Annotated in this window: 15 protein-coding genes; 13 read left to right on the top strand and 2 right to left on the bottom strand. The window is 50.7% G+C overall.

Features of this window, described 5'->3' with window-relative positions; all coding sequences use genetic code 11:
* The first annotated feature begins 134 nt into the window (after positions 1–134).
* The 12 genes from C7U56_RS05985 to C7U56_RS05930 all read left to right on the top strand — a co-directional run bounded on the left by C7U56_RS05985 (position 135) and on the right by C7U56_RS05930 (position 12,076).
* A complete protein-coding gene (locus C7U56_RS05985; RefSeq protein ID WP_107000583.1) occupies positions 135–1,742 on the top strand; it encodes a xylulokinase in 1,608 nt (535 codons plus the stop codon).
* Between the two features lie 3 nt (positions 1,743–1,745).
* Complete coding sequence (locus C7U56_RS05980; protein WP_107000582.1) at positions 1,746–2,444, top strand: L-ribulose-5-phosphate 4-epimerase; 699 nt, start codon at positions 1,746–1,748, stop codon at positions 2,442–2,444.
* A gap of 147 nt (positions 2,445–2,591) precedes the next feature.
* Positions 2,592–3,248: a fructose-6-phosphate aldolase gene (gene fsa, locus C7U56_RS05975; RefSeq protein ID WP_107000581.1), complete on the top strand. Its 657-nt coding sequence runs from the start codon at positions 2,592–2,594 to the stop codon at positions 3,246–3,248.
* Between the two features lie 135 nt (positions 3,249–3,383).
* The gene (locus C7U56_RS05970; RefSeq protein WP_022358582.1) at positions 3,384–3,851 is read left to right on the top strand and encodes a ribosome maturation factor RimP; all 468 of its coding nucleotides are present in this window, start codon (positions 3,384–3,386) and stop codon (positions 3,849–3,851) included.
* Positions 3,852–3,874: 23 nt separating this feature from the next.
* On the top strand, positions 3,875–5,065 hold the full coding sequence (nusA, locus tag C7U56_RS05965) for a transcription termination factor NusA (protein ID WP_107000580.1): 1,191 nt from the start codon (positions 3,875–3,877) through the stop codon (positions 5,063–5,065).
* Between the two features lie 105 nt (positions 5,066–5,170).
* Positions 5,171–5,446, top strand: coding sequence for an RNase P modulator RnpM (rnpM, locus tag C7U56_RS05960; RefSeq protein ID WP_107000579.1), 276 nt, complete (start codon positions 5,171–5,173; stop codon positions 5,444–5,446).
* Positions 5,433–5,741 carry a L7Ae/L30e/S12e/Gadd45 family ribosomal protein gene (locus tag C7U56_RS05955; RefSeq protein WP_107000578.1) on the top strand — a complete coding sequence of 103 codons (309 nt, stop codon included), beginning with the start codon at positions 5,433–5,435 and terminating at the stop codon, positions 5,739–5,741. Before rnpM ends, C7U56_RS05955 begins: the two co-directional genes overlap by 14 nt.
* A gap of 73 nt (positions 5,742–5,814) precedes the next feature.
* Positions 5,815–8,715: a translation initiation factor IF-2 gene (infB, locus tag C7U56_RS16145; protein ID WP_107000577.1), complete on the top strand. Its 2,901-nt coding sequence runs from the start codon at positions 5,815–5,817 to the stop codon at positions 8,713–8,715.
* 16 nt (positions 8,716–8,731) lie between these two features.
* Positions 8,732–9,124 (top strand): 30S ribosome-binding factor RbfA, encoded by a 393-nt coding sequence (rbfA, locus tag C7U56_RS05945; protein WP_022360140.1) that lies wholly within the window; start codon positions 8,732–8,734, stop codon positions 9,122–9,124.
* A complete protein-coding gene (locus C7U56_RS05940; protein ID WP_107000576.1) occupies positions 9,117–10,088 on the top strand; it encodes a DHH family phosphoesterase in 972 nt (323 codons plus the stop codon). The genes rbfA and C7U56_RS05940 overlap by 8 nt, the downstream gene beginning before the upstream one ends.
* An 82-nt stretch (positions 10,089–10,170) precedes the next feature.
* Positions 10,171–11,148 (top strand): tRNA pseudouridine(55) synthase TruB, encoded by a 978-nt coding sequence (truB, locus tag C7U56_RS05935; RefSeq protein ID WP_107000986.1) that lies wholly within the window; start codon positions 10,171–10,173, stop codon positions 11,146–11,148.
* 1 nt (position 11,149) lies between these two features.
* A complete protein-coding gene (locus C7U56_RS05930) occupies positions 11,150–12,076 on the top strand; it encodes a bifunctional riboflavin kinase/FAD synthetase (RefSeq protein ID WP_107000575.1) in 927 nt (308 codons plus the stop codon).
* A 21-nt stretch (positions 12,077–12,097) separates the two neighbouring features.
* Here the strand turns inward: C7U56_RS05930 and C7U56_RS05925 are convergent, their stop codons facing one another.
* On the bottom strand, positions 12,098–12,523 hold the full coding sequence (locus tag C7U56_RS05925) for a DUF3842 family protein (RefSeq protein WP_107000574.1): 426 nt from the start codon (positions 12,521–12,523) through the stop codon (positions 12,098–12,100).
* 410 nt (positions 12,524–12,933) lie between these two features.
* Here C7U56_RS05925 and carB point away from each other — a divergent pair, with 410 nt between their 5' ends.
* On the top strand, positions 12,934–16,146 hold the full coding sequence (gene carB, locus C7U56_RS05920) for a carbamoyl-phosphate synthase large subunit (protein WP_107000573.1): 3,213 nt from the start codon (positions 12,934–12,936) through the stop codon (positions 16,144–16,146).
* Between the two features lie 157 nt (positions 16,147–16,303).
* Here carB and C7U56_RS05915 read toward each other — a convergent pair whose 3' ends face one another.
* Positions 16,304–17,068: a TMEM164 family acyltransferase gene (locus C7U56_RS05915; protein WP_107000572.1), complete on the bottom strand. Its 765-nt coding sequence runs from the start codon at positions 17,066–17,068 to the stop codon at positions 16,304–16,306.
* Between the last annotated feature and the right edge of the window lie 167 nt (positions 17,069–17,235).

Below are 17,235 nucleotides of genomic sequence, written 5' to 3'. Positions count from 1 at the left end.
GAAAAAGACGTAACTGCATAAGTTTTTGCCACAACTGTGAAAATAGAATAGTTATGAATGACGGGGCGTGCCGCAGCCAAGGGGATGAAAATTCCGGCGGCGGTGCGCTTTTTGCTACAATGAGGAGGATGGATATGGGCCGCAGTGCGGAAGAGATCAAGAAAGACATAGAGAGCGGAAATACAGCGCTCGGAATTGAATTTGGTTCGACCCGAATCAAGGCAGTCTTGACGGACGGCACGACCGCGCCGATCGCGCAGGGGAGCTATGAGTGGGAAAACCGTCTGGAAAATGGTATATGGACCTATTCCCTGGAAGATATCTGGAAGGGCTTAAAGGACTGCTATGCGGATCTGGCTGCCGATGTGAAGAACCAATACGGTTTAACGCTTAAAAAGGTTGGTGCGATGGGCGTCAGCGCCATGATGCACGGCTATATGGCATTTGATGCGGACGGAAAACTGCTCGTTCCGTTCCGTACCTGGAGAAATACGATGACCGCCGAGGCGGCAAGACGCCTGACGGACCTGTTTAACTACAATATCCCGCAGAGATGGAGTATTGCACACCTGTATCAGGCGGTGATCAACGGCGAGGAGCATGTATCCCGCGTGCATTTTCTGACCACCTTAGCCGGATATGTACATTGGAAACTGACCGGTAAGCAGGTACTTGGCGTCGGCGATGCTTCAGGTATGTTCCCGATCGACCCGGCAACCGGACAGTATGATGCTGAAATGCTGGATAAGTTCGAAGAAATGATGGTTCCGAAGGGATATCCGTGGAAGCTGCGCGACCTTCTGCCGGAGGTTCTGAGCGCTGGCGATGAGGCGGGAACGCTGACGGAGGAAGGCGCGAAGCTGCTGGATGAGAGCGGCAATCTGGAAGCTGGCATTCCGCTGTGCCCGCCGGAGGGCGATGCAGGAACCGGTATGACTGCAACCAATAGTGTGGCAGTCCGCACCGGTAACGTATCTGCCGGAACTTCCGTATTTGCAATGGTTGTTCTGGAAAAGACTCTGGAGACGGTTCACCAGGAGATTGACATGGTAACTACGCCGGACGGTCATCTGGTCGGCATGGTTCACTGCAACAACTGTACCTCCGATCTGAATGCCTGGGTAGGTCTGTTTGAAGAGTTCTATGAGCTGATGGGTCAGAAAACAGACCGCAACACCCTGTTTGGAACCCTGTACCGCAAGGCGCTTGAGGGCGATGAAGATTGCGGAGGACTGATGTCCTACTGCTACCTCTCCGGCGAGCCGATCACCGACTTCGAGGAGGGACGCCCGCTGTTTATGCGCCATCCCGACAGCAAGCTGGGACTGGCAAACTTCATGCGTACCCACTTATACAGTTCCCTGGCAACCCTGAAATATGGTCTGGACATTCTGTTCAAGGAAGAGCACGTGACACTGGATAAACTGATGGGTCATGGCGGATTCTTCAAGACTAAGGGTGTTGGACAGCGTATCATGGCGGCAGCGGCTGACGTGCCGGTATCCGTTATGGAGACAGCCGGTGAGGGCGGTGCCTGGGGTATCGCGGTTCTGGCGGCGTACCGCAAGGATAAGAAGCCGGGACAGAGCTTGTCCGATTACTTAAATGAGCAGGTATTTGCAGATGCAAAGGCGGAGACGATGGAGCCGGATGCAAAGGATGTCGAGGGCTTCAATGCGTTTATGACAAGCTATATCAATGGTCTGGCTGCCGAGAGAGGCGCCGTAGAAGGAAGGTTTTAATCGATGCTGGAAGAATTAAAAAAAGAAGTATACGAAGCCAATATGCTGCTTCCGAAATACGGTCTGGTTACTTTTACCTGGGGCAATGTTTCCGGGATTGACCGCGAGAAGGGGCTGTTTGTCATCAAACCGTCTGGCGTGGACTATGACAAACTGACGCCAGATGATATGGTTGTCATGGATCTGGAAGGAAACCGCGTTGAGGGAACGCTGAATCCGTCCTCTGATACAAAAACCCACCTGATTCTTTATAACCGTTTTCCGAAGATCGGCGGCGTGGTTCACACGCACAGCCCGTGGGCGACTTCCTGGGCGCAGGCGGGACGCGACATTCCGTGCTACGGAACGACCCATGCAGATTATATCTACGGTTCCGTTCCATGCGCGAGAAACTTAAATGAGGAAGAATTAAAGAATTATGAGTGGAACACAGGCGTGCTGATCGCAGATTTGTTTGAGGAGAGGAAGCTCGACCCGATGGCGGTGCCATGTGTGCTCTGCAAGAACCATGGACCGTTTACTTGGGGCAAGGATGCCCATGAGGCGGTTCACAACGCGGTTGTACTCGAGGAGGTTGCCAAGATGGCGGCGCGCTGCGAGATGATCAATCCGGATGTGAAGGAAGCGCCGCAGTGCCTGCAGGATAAACATTATCTGCGCAAGCATGGCCCGGGGGCGTATTACGGACAAGGGAATTTGTAGTTACTGGGCACGTATGCGTGAACAGTAACAATTTGTAAAATATAGATTCAAGTATGGAAATAGATGGGACAAGTATGGTATACTTATGTATAGCAGATATAGGAGATACTGGCTATCTATCTTATAAAAATTAGGAGGATATGGGAAATGAAATTTTTTATTGATACCGCGAATGTTGATGAGATCCGTGAAGCGAATGATATGGGTATTATCTGTGGCGTTACCACAAACCCGTCTCTGATTGCAAAAGAAGGCCGTGATTTTAATGAGGTTATCAAAGAGATCACCAGCATTGTAGACGGACCGATTTCCGGTGAGGTTAAGGCTACGACTGTGAAGGCAGAGGATATGATCGCTGAGGGCCGTGAGATCGCTAAGATTCATCCGAACATGGTTGTTAAAATCCCGATGACTACCGAGGGCTTAAAGGCTGTGAAAGCTCTGTCCGCTGAGGGCATCAAGACCAACGTAACCCTGATCTTTTCTGCCAACCAGGCACTTCTGGCTGCAAGAGCAGGCGCTACATACGTTTCTCCGTTCTTAGGCCGTCTGGATGACATCTCCACCAACGGTACAGACCTGATTTACGATATCGTAGAGATCTTTGACAATTATCCGGAGATTTCCACCGAGATTATCTGTGCTTCCACCAGACATCCGATGCACATCATCGAGTGCGCGAAGGCTGGTGCTGACATCGCAACTGTTCCGTTCAAGGTTCTGATGCAGATGGTAAAACACCCGCTGACCGATGCTGGTATCGAGAAATTCAAAGCAGATTATGAGGCTGTATTCGGTAAATAAAGAGAAACAATAGGAAATACCTCTTGAACTTCCGAAAAAAGCATGTTATACTAGGCACGATAACATAATAGACTGACTGGAAAGAGTGGACAAAAAAGTCCACTCTTTCTAATTTCATAGAAAGGTGGTGGGGGTGTGGCAAAGGGAGAGCAGTACGAAGCACGGGTAGAGGCGTGGATCACGCCGGTTCTGGAGCAGCATCAGTTTGAGCTGGTTGATGTGGAGTATGTCCGCGAGGTCGGCGTCTGGTATCTGCGGTGCTACATTGACAAAGAGGGCGGTATTACCGTTGATGACTGCGAGGTAATCAGCCGTCTGCTTGGTGAATGGCTGGATAAGGAAGATTTCATCGAGGACAGCTATATACTGGAGGTGAGTTCTCCGGGACTGGGACGTCCTCTGAAGAAAGAGAAAGATTTTGCAAGAAGCATCGGCAAAGATGTGGAGATCCGCCTGTATAAAGCGATCGACAAACAGAAGGAATTTACAGGAACGCTTACGTCCTATGACGCGGATTCCGTGACACTCACGATGGAGGACGGCAGCGAGCGTACATTTGAAAAATCAGGGATTGCTTTGATTCGTTTAGCCTTTGATTTTTAGACGGTAGGAGGAGATAAAATAAAATGAATAAAGAGTTGATTGAGGCAATAAATCTGCTGGAAAAAGAAAACAATATCAGCAAAGATGTTCTTTTAGAAGCAATTGAAAATTCTCTGCTGACAGCATACAAAAACAATTATGGCCGGGCAGATAATGTCAAGGTAAACATCAACCGTGAAACAGGAGATTTTTCCATCGTGGCAGAGCGTGAGGTTGTGGAGACCGTAGAGGATCCGATGACCCAGGTAAGCCTGGCAGAGGCAAAGCTCTTAAACAGCAAGTATGAGCTGGGCGATGTCGTTCAGTTCTCTGTCAATTCCAAGGAGTTTGGACGTATCGCCGTTCAGAACGCGAAGAATGTTATCTTACAGAAACTTCGTGAGGCAGAGCGCAACGCCCTGTATGAGGAGTGGCACTGCAGAGAGAAAGATATCGTAACGGGTATCGTACAGCGCTATGTAGGACGCAACATCAGCATCAACTTAGGCAAGATCGACACGATCCTGAACGAGAGTGAGCAGGTAAAGGGCGAGGTATTCAAACCGACCGAGCGTATCAAACTGTACGTCATTGAAGTAAAAGAGACACAGCGAGACCCTCGTATCACCGTATCCAGAAGCCATCCAGATCTGGTAAAACGCCTTTTTGAGTCTGAGGTTGCCGAGGTCCGAGACGGTACCGTAGAGATTAAGGCGATCGCACGTGAGGCAGGTTCCCGTACGAAGATGGCAGTCAGCTCCAACGACCCGAACGTCGATCCGGTCGGTGCATGTGTCGGCTTAAACGGCGCGCGTGTCAGCGCGGTTGTCAATGAGCTGCGCGGTGAGAAGATCGATATCATCAACTGGGATGACAACCCTGCATTCCTGATTGAGAACGCGTTAAGCCCGGCAAAGGTTATCCTGGTTGCAGCAGATGAGGAAGCACGCGAGGCACAGGTGATCGTTCCGGATTACCAGCTTTCCCTGGCAATCGGTAAAGAGGGTCAGAATGCACGCCTGGCAGCCCGCCTGACCGGCTTCAAGATCGATATCAAGAGTGAGACACAGGCAAGAGAGTCCGGTCTTTTAGATGAGCTTGAGAGCGGTTATGAGGAAGGCTTCGAGGGCTACACCGATGACCCGCTGATCAGCGTGGCAGAGGAAGACGCAGCCGAGGCAGCAGAAAATGAGGCGGCTGAGGGCACAGAAGAGCCGGCAGCGGAGCAGGAATAATCCTGACAGATAATGTGCGGGGATGCTGATTTCGGGCGGAACGAGCAGATTTGGCAGAAAGAAAGCAGCAGAACCGGGATTTGACAGAAATGGAAGTGATAGACAGTGGGAGCAAAGAAAGTGCCGCTCAGACAGTGCATCGGATGCGGAGAAATGAAGAGCAAAAAAGAAATGATCCGCGTTTTAAAGACAGCCGACGATACGATCGAGATTGACGCGACAGGCCGTAGGAATGGACGCGGCGCCTACCTCTGTCCTTCGATGGACTGCTGGAAAAAGGCGGTAAAGAGCAAAGGATTGGAGCGGTCGCTCAAGATGGCGATTCCGAAGGAAGTCTATGAGACGCTGGAAAAGGAGATGGAGCAGTTTGGAGAATCGTAAAAAGGTGCTGAATCTTCTGGGACTGGCGACGCGCGCCGGTAAGACGGCAAGCGGCGAGTTCATGACCGAGAAAGCGATCAAGAGTGGAAAAGCGTATCTGGTGATCGTGTCAGAAGAAGCGTCGGATAATACAAAAAAGATGTTTGAAAATTCATGTGCATACTACAAGGTTCCCGTGTACCAGTTCGGCATGAAGGAAGAGCTGGGACACGCGATGGGAAAAGAGATGAGAGCGTCTCTGGCCGTTTTGGATTCCGGTTTTGCAAAGGCGTTAAGAGAGAAGTTGGATGATTAACGCTTTTCTGGGCGGGCTCTTTTAGGAGCTTATGCAGAACGGGAAGGCAGTGCCGGAACGGAGGTAGCAAAACATGAGAGTTAATGAGTTGTCAAAACAGATTGGCAAATCAAATAAAGAAGTTTTAGAGATACTGCAGAAAAACCATTTTGACGTAAAAAGCCATTCTTCCAAGGTGACGGAGGAACAGGCAGAAGCAGTCAGATGTTTCCTTGCAGGAGCAAAGAGACAGACGACAGCGTCAAAGACAGATACAGGAAAGGCGGAAACAAATCGAGTGGAAGATATAAAGAAAGAGCCGTTAGAGGCAGAGAAGAAAGAGGCGGAGAAGACAACTGAGCCGCCGAAAAAGCGGATTGCAGCGGTTTATCGTCCGCAGAACAGCGTACAGAGAGGAAGCCGTCCGGCAGGCAAGGCCAATGCAGGAAACGCAGCCAAGACCGGCGCACCGGCAAGCCGTCCGGCAGCAGCAGGCGCAGATCAGACCGTACAGCCGGCTAAGAGCGCAGCTCCAGCGGAGAACCGTGATGGACAGAGAAGCGGCTATCAGGGAAACCGCGACGGCCAGAGAAGCGGCGGCTATCAGGGAAACCGCGATGGCCAGAGAAGCGGCGGCTATCAGGGAAACCGTGACGGCCAGAGAAGCGGCGGCTATCAGGGAAACCGCGATGGCCAGAGAAGCGGCGGCTATCAGGGAAACCGTGACGGCCAGAGAAGCGGCTATCAGGGAAACCGTGACGGCCAGAGAAGCAGTGGCTATCAGGGAAACCGTGACGGCCAGAGAAGCGGCGGCTATCAGGGAAACCGCGATGGACAGAGAAGCGGTGGCTATCAGGGAAACCGTGACGGCCAGAGAAGCGGCGGCTATCAGGGAAACCGCGATGGACAGAGAAGCGGCGGCTATCAGGGAAACCGCGATGGCCAGAGAAGCGGCGGCTATCAGGGAAACCGTGACGGCCAGAGAAGCGGCGGCTATCAGGGCGGCCGTGATGGTCAGAGAGGCGGACGCGATGGACGCGGCGGTTTAAATATTCCGAAGCCATCCTTCGACAGCCCGGTTGTACAGAAACCGCAGAACAACAAGCAGAATAAGAATAATTACAAGAACGATAAATATAGCAAGATCGACCATGAGGAAGAGATGCACTCCAAGGGAAGAGGCGGAAAGAACGTAAAGAGCGCTGTTCAGCCGCCGCAGAAGAAGGAGGCAAAGGTTGAGGAGATCAAGACAATCACGATCCCGGAGGTAATCACCATCAAGGATCTCGCAGACAAGATGAAACTTCAGCCGTCTGTGATTGTAAAGAAGCTCTTTTTACAGGGCAAGGTTGTCACCATCAATCAGGAAGTAGATTACGAGCAGGCAGAAGAGATCGCGATGGAGTTTGACGTACTCTGTGAGAAAGAGGTCAAGGTTGACGTCATCGAGGAACTTCTGAAAGAGGAAGAAGAGGATGAGAAGGACATGGTAACCCGTCCGCCGGTTGTATGTGTTATGGGTCATGTCGATCATGGTAAAACCTCCCTTCTGGATGCAATCCGCCAGACCAATGTAACTGCAAAAGAGGCAGGCGGTATCACCCAGCACATCGGTGCGTACATGGTAGAGATCAACGGACAGAAGATCACATTCCTCGATACGCCGGGACATGAGGCATTTACCGCAATGCGTATGCGTGGTGCAAAATCCACTGATATTGCAATCCTCGTTGTTGCAGCGGACGACGGTGTTATGCCGCAGACCATCGAGGCGATCAACCATGCGAAGGCAGCAGGTGTTGAGATCATTGTAGCGATCAACAAGATCGATAAGCCGAGTGCCAATATTGAGAAGGTAAAACAGGAGCTTATCGAGTACGAACTGGTTCCGGAGGACTGGGGCGGCAGCACCATCTTCGTTCCGGTATCTGCACATACCAAGGAAGGTATCAAGGAACTGCTTGAGATGATCCTTCTGACCGCAGAGGTCAAAGAGTTAAAGGCAAACCCGAACCGTAATGCGAGAGGTCTTGTCATCGAGGCGGAGCTGGATAAGGGTAAAGGTCCGGTTGCGACCGTCCTGGTACAGAAAGGTACCCTGCATGTCGGTGATCCGATCGCGGCAGGCGCCTGCTACGGCCGTGTCCGTGCGATGATGGACGATAAAGGACGCCGCGTCAAAGAGGCTGGTCCGTCCACTCCGGTCGAGATTCTGGGTCTTAATGACGTGCCGAACGCCGGCGAGGTATTTGTACAGCCGGAGAACGAGAAAGAGGCAAGAAGCTTTGCAGAAACCTTTATCTCTGAGAGCAAGAATAAGTTAATTGAAGATACAAAGATGAAACTTTCCCTGGACGATCTGTTCTCCCAGATCAAGGCAGGAAATGTAAAGGAACTTCCACTGATCGTAAAGGCAGACGTACAGGGTTCTGTCGAGGCAGTAAAGCAGAGCCTGATGAAGCTGTCCAACGAGGAAGTTGTAGTCAAGGTCATCCACGGCGGTGTTGGTGCGATCAACGAGTCCGACGTCAGTCTGGCAGCCGCATCCAACGCGATCATTATTGGTTTCAATGTGCGCCCGGACGCAACCGCGAAGTCCATCGCAGAGCGTGAGAAAGTAGACGTTCGTCTCTACCGCGTCATCTATCAGGCAATCGAGGATGTCGAGGCAGCGATGAAGGGTATGCTTGACCCGATTTACGAGGAGCAGGTAATCGGTCACGCCGTTGTACGTCAGACCTTCAAGGCTTCCGGCGTTGGTACTATCGCTGGTTCCTACGTCCTGGATGGTAAATTCCAGAGAGGCTGCAAGGCACGTATTACCCGTGACGGCGAGCAGATCTTCGATGGTCCGCTGGCATCCTTAAAGCGTTTCAAGGACGACGTGAAGGAAGTTGCTTCCGGATACGAGTGTGGTCTTGTATTTGAGAAGTTCAACGATCTGCAGGAAGACGATATGATCGAAGCATATGCGATGGTAGAGGTTCCGCGCTAGAAAGGCAGAGGGATTCATGCGTAAAAATAGCATTAAAAATACAAGAATTAACAGTGAAGTACAGAGAGAGCTGAGTTCCATCATCAGCCGTGAGCTGAAAGATCCGCGGATTCATCCGATGACAACGGTTGTCTCCGTGGAGGTAACTCCGGATCTCAAGTACTGCAAGGCGTATATCAGCGTGTTAGGCAACGAGGAAGCGGCGAAGGATACGATCCAGGGACTGAAAAGTGCTGTCGGATTTGTCCGCACCCAGCTTGCAAAACGCATTAATTTACGGAATACGCCGGAAATTACATTTATTCTCGATCAGTCGATTGAGTACGGTGTACACATGACCCGCCTGATCGATGAAGTAACTGAAAATCTCAGAGACTCAGAATCGGGAGATGAGGAAGAAAATGAGTAAAAATATCTTAGAGGCGTCACTGGAAGGGGCGGAGCACATCGTACTGCTTGGTCACATCCATCCAGACGGGGACTGTATCGGAACGACTCTGGGACTGCTTAACTATCTGCGGGAGAATTATCCGCAGATAGAGGCAGAACTGTTTCTCGACCATCCGGCTGCTAAGTTTTCTTATATGAATGATTTTGAGAAAATTCATACCGAGATTGTGCCGGAAAAACAGTTTGATCTGTGCATTACGCTGGATGCCAGCGACAAAGAGCGTCTGGGCGGCTACGCGGTCTATTTTGACAGCGCCGTCAAGACACTCTGCATCGATCATCACAGAACCAATACAGGATTTGCAGAACAAAATTACATCATTCCGGATGCAAGCTCCTGCAGCGAAGTGTTATACACGCTTCTTGATGAGGCAAAGATCAGCAGGGAGGCGGCAGAGTGTCTCTATACCGGAATTGTGCATGACACAGGTGTATTTAAGTACAATTCAACGACCCGGAAAACGATGGAAATCGCGGGCGCGCTGATGGAAAAAGGCGTGAACGCGGCGAAGATCATCGACGACAGCTTTTACCGCAAGACCTACGCACAGAACCAGATTCTCGGAAAAGCGCTGCTTGGCAGTACACGGATTCTGGATGGAAGATGTATTTTCAGTGTAGTTTCCCAGAAAGAAATGGAGTTTTACGGTGTCGATACGAACGATCTGGATGGCATTATCGATCAGCTCCGGATTACCGAAGGAGTGGAATGTGCCATTTTCATCTATGAAAAGGCGTTCAACGAGTACAAGGTCAGCCTTCGTTCCAACGACTATGTCGATGTGAGCAAGGTGGCGGCGTATTTCGGCGGCGGCGGACACATCCACGCGGCGGGCTGCACGATGCAGGGACATCCGAGGGATGTGATCAACAACCTGACGGGACATATTGAGAAACAGATGGATGCCCGTAGGGAGGAATAGGAGGTTCTGTTGCTGATTGCGCTGCCTGCTTTCAGGTGCACAGCGCATGGACGGTAATAGTTCTGATTTTTTAGGAGATTTTATGTTTCACGGTGTGATAAACATTTATAAAGAACCGGGGTTTACGTCCCACGATGTGGTGGCGAAGCTCCGGGGCATTTTGAGACAGAAAAAGATCGGTCATACGGGTACGCTCGATCCGGCAGCGGAGGGCGTACTCCCTGTATGTCTGGGGAAGGGCACGAAGCTGTGCGACCTTTTGACGGATAAGAGAAAGACGTATCAGGCAGTTCTTTTGCTGGGAACCGAAACCGATACGCAGGATACGACAGGAACGATTCTTTCGGAGAAACCGACGGAACAGCTGACAGAACCGGCAGTCCGCGGGGCGGCGGAGAGCTTTGTTGGTCCGTATATGCAGGTACCGCCGATGTATTCGGCGCTCAAGGTCAACGGAAAGAAGCTCTACGAGCTGGCGAGAGCCGGAAAAGAGGTAGAGCGGGCAGCACGTCCGGTGGAAATCTATGATCTTCAGATAGATGCGATGGAACTGCCGCGTGTGACGATGACCGTGACCTGTTCCAAGGGAACCTACATCCGTACCCTGTGCCATGACATCGGTGAAAAGCTGGGATGCGGCGGCTGTATGGAAAAACTGATCCGCACCCGCGTCGATCGATTTGTGATCGGGGACAGCCTGCGCCTGTCCGAGGTGGAAGCGCTGGCGAAAGCCGGTCAGATCGAGGATAGGATCGTGCCGGTGGATGGAATGTTTGAGGACTGCCCGGCGTATGTGTCGGAGAGCGAAGTTCTGGATAAGCTGCTGCAGAATGGAAATCCATTCCCGAAGGGGCTGGGACCGAGAGACGGCTGCTTAGTGCAGATCGGAAGCAGTTTGGCTGAACACCAGGTTTCTGCGGATGGAAACTCAGAGATGGTACTTCCAGATTCTGGAATCATCCGCGTCTATGACAGCGCAAACCAGTTTATCGGTCTCTATGCCTATCAGCCGGAGAAGAAACAATGGAAACCACGTAAGATCTTTCTGGGAGGAGAGTAAGATGCAGTATTTTGCCGGAACCAGAGAATTTCAGATAAAAGAGCCGACTGCGGTCACGATCGGTAAGTTTGACGGTCTTCACAGAGGACATCAGAAGCTGCTGCGGGAAGTGATGCGGTATCGGGAAAAAGAATATAAACCAGCGGTGTTTACCTTTGAGACGGCACCGGGAACCTTGATCCGGGGAAAGCTGCAGACGATGATCACGACCAACGAGGAGCGCGAGGAGAACCTGCGCGAGGCGGGGGTGGAGTATCTGGTGGAATATCCGTTCAACCAGGAAGTCGCACATATGGACCCGGAACAGTTTGTTGCCGAGATTCTGGTCGGCAAGATGGGCGCAAAGGCGATCGTGTCCGGTCCGGACTGCCATTTTGGCTACCAGCGGAAGGGCGATGCTGAACTGCTTCGGAAACTGGCACCGAAATATGGATATGAGGTATCGATCGTTGAAAAGGCGATGGATGGCGAACGCGAGATCAGCAGCACCTATATCCGGGAAGAGCTGGCGAAGGGAAATATCCGCAAGGCGAATGAACTGTTGGGATACGAGTACCGGATCAGCGGACAGGTGGTACACGGGGAGCATTTAGGCTCCACCCTAGGGTTTCCGACGGCGAATATCCTGCCGGGAATCCAGAAACATCTTCCGGCGTTCGGGGTATATCTCTCCCGGACGGTGATTGATGGTGCTTCTTATGGAAGTATCACGAATATTGGAAAAAAACCGACGATTGCCGGAAAACGACCGGCGGGGGCGGAGACATATATCTATGATCTGGATGAAAACCTGTATGGGAAAAAGATAGAGGTTCATTTTTTAGATTTTATGCGGCCGGAGATGAAATTTTCCGGGGTGGATGAGTTGAAGATGCAGGTTTTGAAGGATAAAGAGACCGGGAGAAAAATGCACGGAGCGGAACGATGAGAGTTCAGCTTCGTGCATTTTTTAAATATGATTCAGGTAGGCAGCTGCTTCCTCTGCCGCCAAATGGATATATTCATTCATTGGTAAATTCTGTGTTCCTACTAAAATATGGCGGCAATAGGAGCTTCCACTGACAGGAATCAGGATTTTCTGGGCGCGGCTTTGTCCGATGGCGGCTGCCATGGCGGGGGTGATTTCTCCTAAGAGGGAGTCTGCAATGACGATGCCGATTGGTCCGATGATTAGGTCGGCATCGCGGCAGGCGACGAGAACGGGGTTTTCTCCGGTGGCGCCCATGGCAGCTCCGGCTTTCATCATCGCGGCAGTGGCAGTGGTGTTGGCACCGAGCGCGAGAAGCGGCTGTCCGGGACAGAGTTTCTGGATTTCTTCTACGAGAGCGCGCCCCATGCGTCCGCCCTGACCGTCGATGATGACAACTTTTTTCATAATGGATACCCCCTTTCCTTTTCGTAGGATTTTCGTAGGACAAGATAATAAAAAAGAATATGCCTTGGCACATTCTCGCGCAGGAACGAAAATAAGAGGGTCTAAATCTGCCTTTTGGACAAAATAAACACCCCAGTATATCTTTACTATAATATCATACATTTTGAAAAAAGAAAAGCAAAAAAGATCGATTTTTGTAAAATTTTTTGTTTACAAATAAAGCGCTTTCTATTATAATGCTGATAATGGCTAACTGGGGTCTGGCAGAGCTGCGATTGGCGGAGGCTGTCAGGGTGACGGAAGATCAGACAGACGCGCGTGAAGGCACCGCGGAGGTGCTTGATTTTTAGTTGATCCGGGAGGCCGCTTTTTTAAAGCCAAAAAACAGCAGACAATGAGAGGGAGAAAACATGAGGAGAAATGACATTCACAAAGTATTGATTATCGGTTCCGGTCCAATCATTATCGGACAGGCGTGTGAGTTCGATTATTCGGGAACACAGGCGTGCAAGGCACTGAGAAAACTCGGCTATGAGATTGTGCTGGTCAATTCCAATCCGGCTACGATTATGACGGATCCGGAGACAGCAGATGTGACTTATATTGAGCCGCTGAACGTAGACCGTCTGACTCAGATCATTGAAAAAGAGCGCCCGGATGCGCTGCTCCCGAACCTGGGTGGACAGTCCGGACTGAACCTCTGCTCCGAATTGGCAGCAGCAGGTGTTCTGGATAAATATGATGTTAAAGTAATCGGCGTTCAGGTTGATGCTATCGAGCGTGGTGAGGACCGTATCGAGTTTAAGCATACAATGGAAAGCCTGGGCATCGAGATGGCTAGAAGTGAGGTTGCCTACAGCGTTGAGGATGCACTGGCAATCGCAGATAAACTGGGTTATCCGGTTGTTCTTCGTCCGGCTTACACCATGGGTGGCGAAGGCGGCGGTCTTGTATATAACGTAGAAGAACTGAAGACCGTGTGTGCAAGAGGCCTGCAGGCCAGCATGGTTGGTCAGGTTCTGGTAGAGGAGTCTATCCTTGGATGGGAAGAGCTTGAGCTGGAAGTTGTCCGCGATGCGAAGAACAACATGATCACTGTCTGCTTTATTGAAAATATTGATCCGCTGGGCGTACACACCGGAGATTCCTTCTGTTCTGCTCCGATGTTAACCATTTCGGAAGAAGTACAGAAACGTCTGCAGGAGAAATCCTACAAGATCGTAGAAGCAATCCAGGTAATCGGCGGTACCAACGTACAGTGGGCACACGATCCGAAGACAGACCGTGATATTGTTATCGAGATCAACCCGAGAACCTCCCGTTCGTCCGCTCTGGCATCCAAGGCAACTGGTTTCCCGATTGCACTGGTATCAGCGATGCTGGCAACCGGTATGACTCTGGATGAGATTCCATGCGGCAAGAGCGGCACTCTGGATCAGTATGTTCCGTCCGGCGACTATATTGTTATCAAGTTTGCACGCTGGGCATTTGAGAAGTTCAAAGGCGCAGAGGACAAGCTGGGAACCCAGATGAAGGCAGTCGGCGAGGTTATGAGTATCGGAAAGACCTACAAAGAGGCATTCCAGAAGGCAATCCGAAGCCTGGAGAGAGGCCGCTACGGTCTAGGTCATGCGAAAGACTTCGATAAGAAGACAAAAAAAGAACTGCTTGCGATGCTGCATGTTCCGAGCAGCGAACGTCAGTTTATTATGTACGAGGCACTTCGTAAGGGCGCTACCGTAGACGAGCTGTTCGAATTAACCAAGATTAAACATTACTTCATCCAGCAGATGAAGGAACTGGTAGAAGAGGAAGAAAGCCTGATGCAGTATAAGGGCGAGGTTCCGCCGGTTGAGGTTCTCCGCCAGGCGAAGCTGGACGGTTTTGCAGATAAATATTTAAGCGAGCTGTTAGGCGTTACAGAGGAAGAGATCCGCGATGCAAGAACCAAAGAAGGTATCGTAGAAGGCTGGGAGGGCGTACACGTAAGTGCCACACCGGATTCTGCATACTACTTCTCCAGCTATCACATCAAGGATCAGAGTCCGTGCAGCGACAACAAGAAGATCATGATTCTGGGCGGCGGTCCGAACCGTATCGGTCAGGGTATTGAGTTCGACTACTGCTGCGTACATGCAGCTATCGCTCTGAAAGAGCTTGGATTTGAGACAATTATCGTTAACTGCAACCCAGAGACCGTATCTACAGACTATGATACCTCCGATAAACTGTATTTCGAGCCGCTGACTCTGGAAGATGTATTAAGCATCTATCATAAGGAGAAACCGCTGGGAGTTATCGCACAGTTTGGTGGCCAGACACCGCTGAACCTGGCAGCAGACCTGAAGAAATATGGTGTCAATATTCTGGGTACAACTCCGGAAACCATCGACATGGCAGAGGATCGTGACCTGTTCCGTGCGATGATGGATAAACTGCAGATTCCGATGCCGGAGTCAGGCATGGCAGTTACCGTTGATGACGCATTAGAGATTGCGAATAAGATCGGTTACCCGGTTATGGTTCGTCCGTCCTATGTACTTGGCGGCCGCGGCATGGAGGTTGTTCATGACGATGAAGCGATGACCTTCTATATGAGAGCAGCTGTCGGTGTAACTCCGGATCGTCCGATCCTGATTGACCGTTTCCTGCATCATGCAACCGAGTGTGAGGCAGATGCTATCAGCGATGGCGAGAACGTATTTGTTCCGGCTGTTATGGAGCATATCGAGCTGGCAGGTATCCACTCCGGTGACTCCGCTTGTATCCTTCCGTCCAGAAATCTGACCAAGGATCAGGTAGAGACAATCCGCGATTACACAAGCCGTATCGCAAAAGAGATGCACGTAGTAGGTCTGATGAACATGCAGTATGCAATCGAGGACGGCGAAGTATACGTGCTGGAGGCAAACCCGAGAGCATCCCGTACCGTGCCGCTGGTATCTAAAGTATGCAACATCAAGATGGTAAAACTGGCAACGGATATCATGACTTCCTACTTAACAGGCCGTCCGTCACCGGTTCCGGCACTGAAAGAGAAGAAGATTCCGCACTACGGTGTTAAGATGCCGGTATTCCCGTTCAAGATGTTCCCGGAGGTTGACCCGGTACTTGGACCGGAGATGCGTTCCACCGGTGAGGTTCTTGGTATGTCCACCAGCGTTGGTGAGGCTATCTACAAGGCACAGGAAGCAACCCAGACACGTCTTCCTTCCTCAGGAACTGTCCTCCTGAGTGTCAATGACAAGGATAAGATAGAGCTTATCGAGGTTGCAAGAGGCTTCTACGAGTGTGGCTTTACCCTGATGGGTACAGGCAGAACCTGTGATGTGATGGTAGCAGCAGGACTTCCGGCTGAGAAGGTATGCAAGATCAACGAAGGCCGTCCGAACATTTTAGATAAGATTACCAACGGAGAAGTGGCAATCATTATCAATACCCCGAACGATAAGAAGGGCAGAGGCGATGACAGCTACATCCGTAAGGCAGCTGTAAAGGCGAAGATTCCGTACTTCACCAACATGGCAGCAGCAAAGGCTACCGTACAGGCTCTGAGAAGTATCAAGAAGAACGGACATCTGGAGGTTAAGTCCCTGCAGGAGTTCCATAGCGAGATTCAGTAAATAAAAATAAAAGGGTAAAATCCATTGTTACAGAGTCGTTTCGGTGGATTTTACCGTGACAGTGAATTAATTGAGCTATTATAGAAAAGAGCGTCTGCCCGGCTGTGAATGCGGGGCTGGCGCTCTTTTAAAGTTGCCATGCATCTGGAAGAGGCTGTCAGTGGCAGGTTCTGTGGGAGAGAATTTCATATACGAGATGCAGTAGCCAGGCACCCAGGATGATCGAAAGCACGTACACTGCGTTTCCGGCAAAAATTCCAAATTTAGCAGCGATCTGGGAGTACACAATCTGCGTGGTTGCGTAGTACGGCGTGATATAAAACATATCCGCGTTTCCATACGGATGCGAGGTAACATTGATGATGGTTGCGATGACACATCCGACCGCAAATACAACTGTAGACTGCCAGAATCCTTTGGCGGTTGGCAGCACCATGCGGGAAAAGGCGATGAGCAGTCCGATGAAGATCAGAAGGATATGCCAGATAAATCCATGCAGGGTCAGCGTCCAGTACGGGTGCATCAGACCGGACGGATCGATGAACACCATGACGGCACCGAGCAGGTTGTAATTATACATAAAAGTGCAAAAAATACGTTGATATTTATGCGGAACAAAGGGCAGTAGCAGGCAGAGGTACATCGGCAGGCTGCAGAGCTGGAATGGAAAATACCACCAGTCGTAGTGCCGGTTGTTTTCTATGTAATAGAGAAAAAGCTGTTTGTAGACCTCGGAAAATGCCAGAAAAACACCGCAGGCAAAGAGCAGATGCAGACGGAACGCTTCGGAGCGCGTCCGCAATTTCCATGCGGCAAAGGCGGCGAGCAGGATGCCGATCAGCATAAATGCTAAATGAAAGGGAGACCAGACTGCGGGCGGTGTCATGGACCAGGCAGTTAAGGTAAGTAGACGGGAAATCATAAAAAGCCTTCTTTCGTAATAAAACCTAAGGAATGGTTCCGTATCTTGTGAATCAGGTGCGATTTCTTTGTTTCATGGGAAACTGTGTCCTATGAAACAAAAACGCGAAACCGATGCCCAGTACAGAGAAAACGGTACAGAATAGTTATAGTACGAAATATTAGATT

Origin of the sequence: Clostridium fessum, from assembly GCF_003024715.1 — a bacterium.
In the GTDB taxonomy this organism is placed as follows: domain Bacteria; phylum Bacillota; class Clostridia; order Lachnospirales; family Lachnospiraceae; genus Otoolea; species Otoolea fessa.
This window is presented reverse-complemented; position numbering and strand designations above follow the sequence as displayed.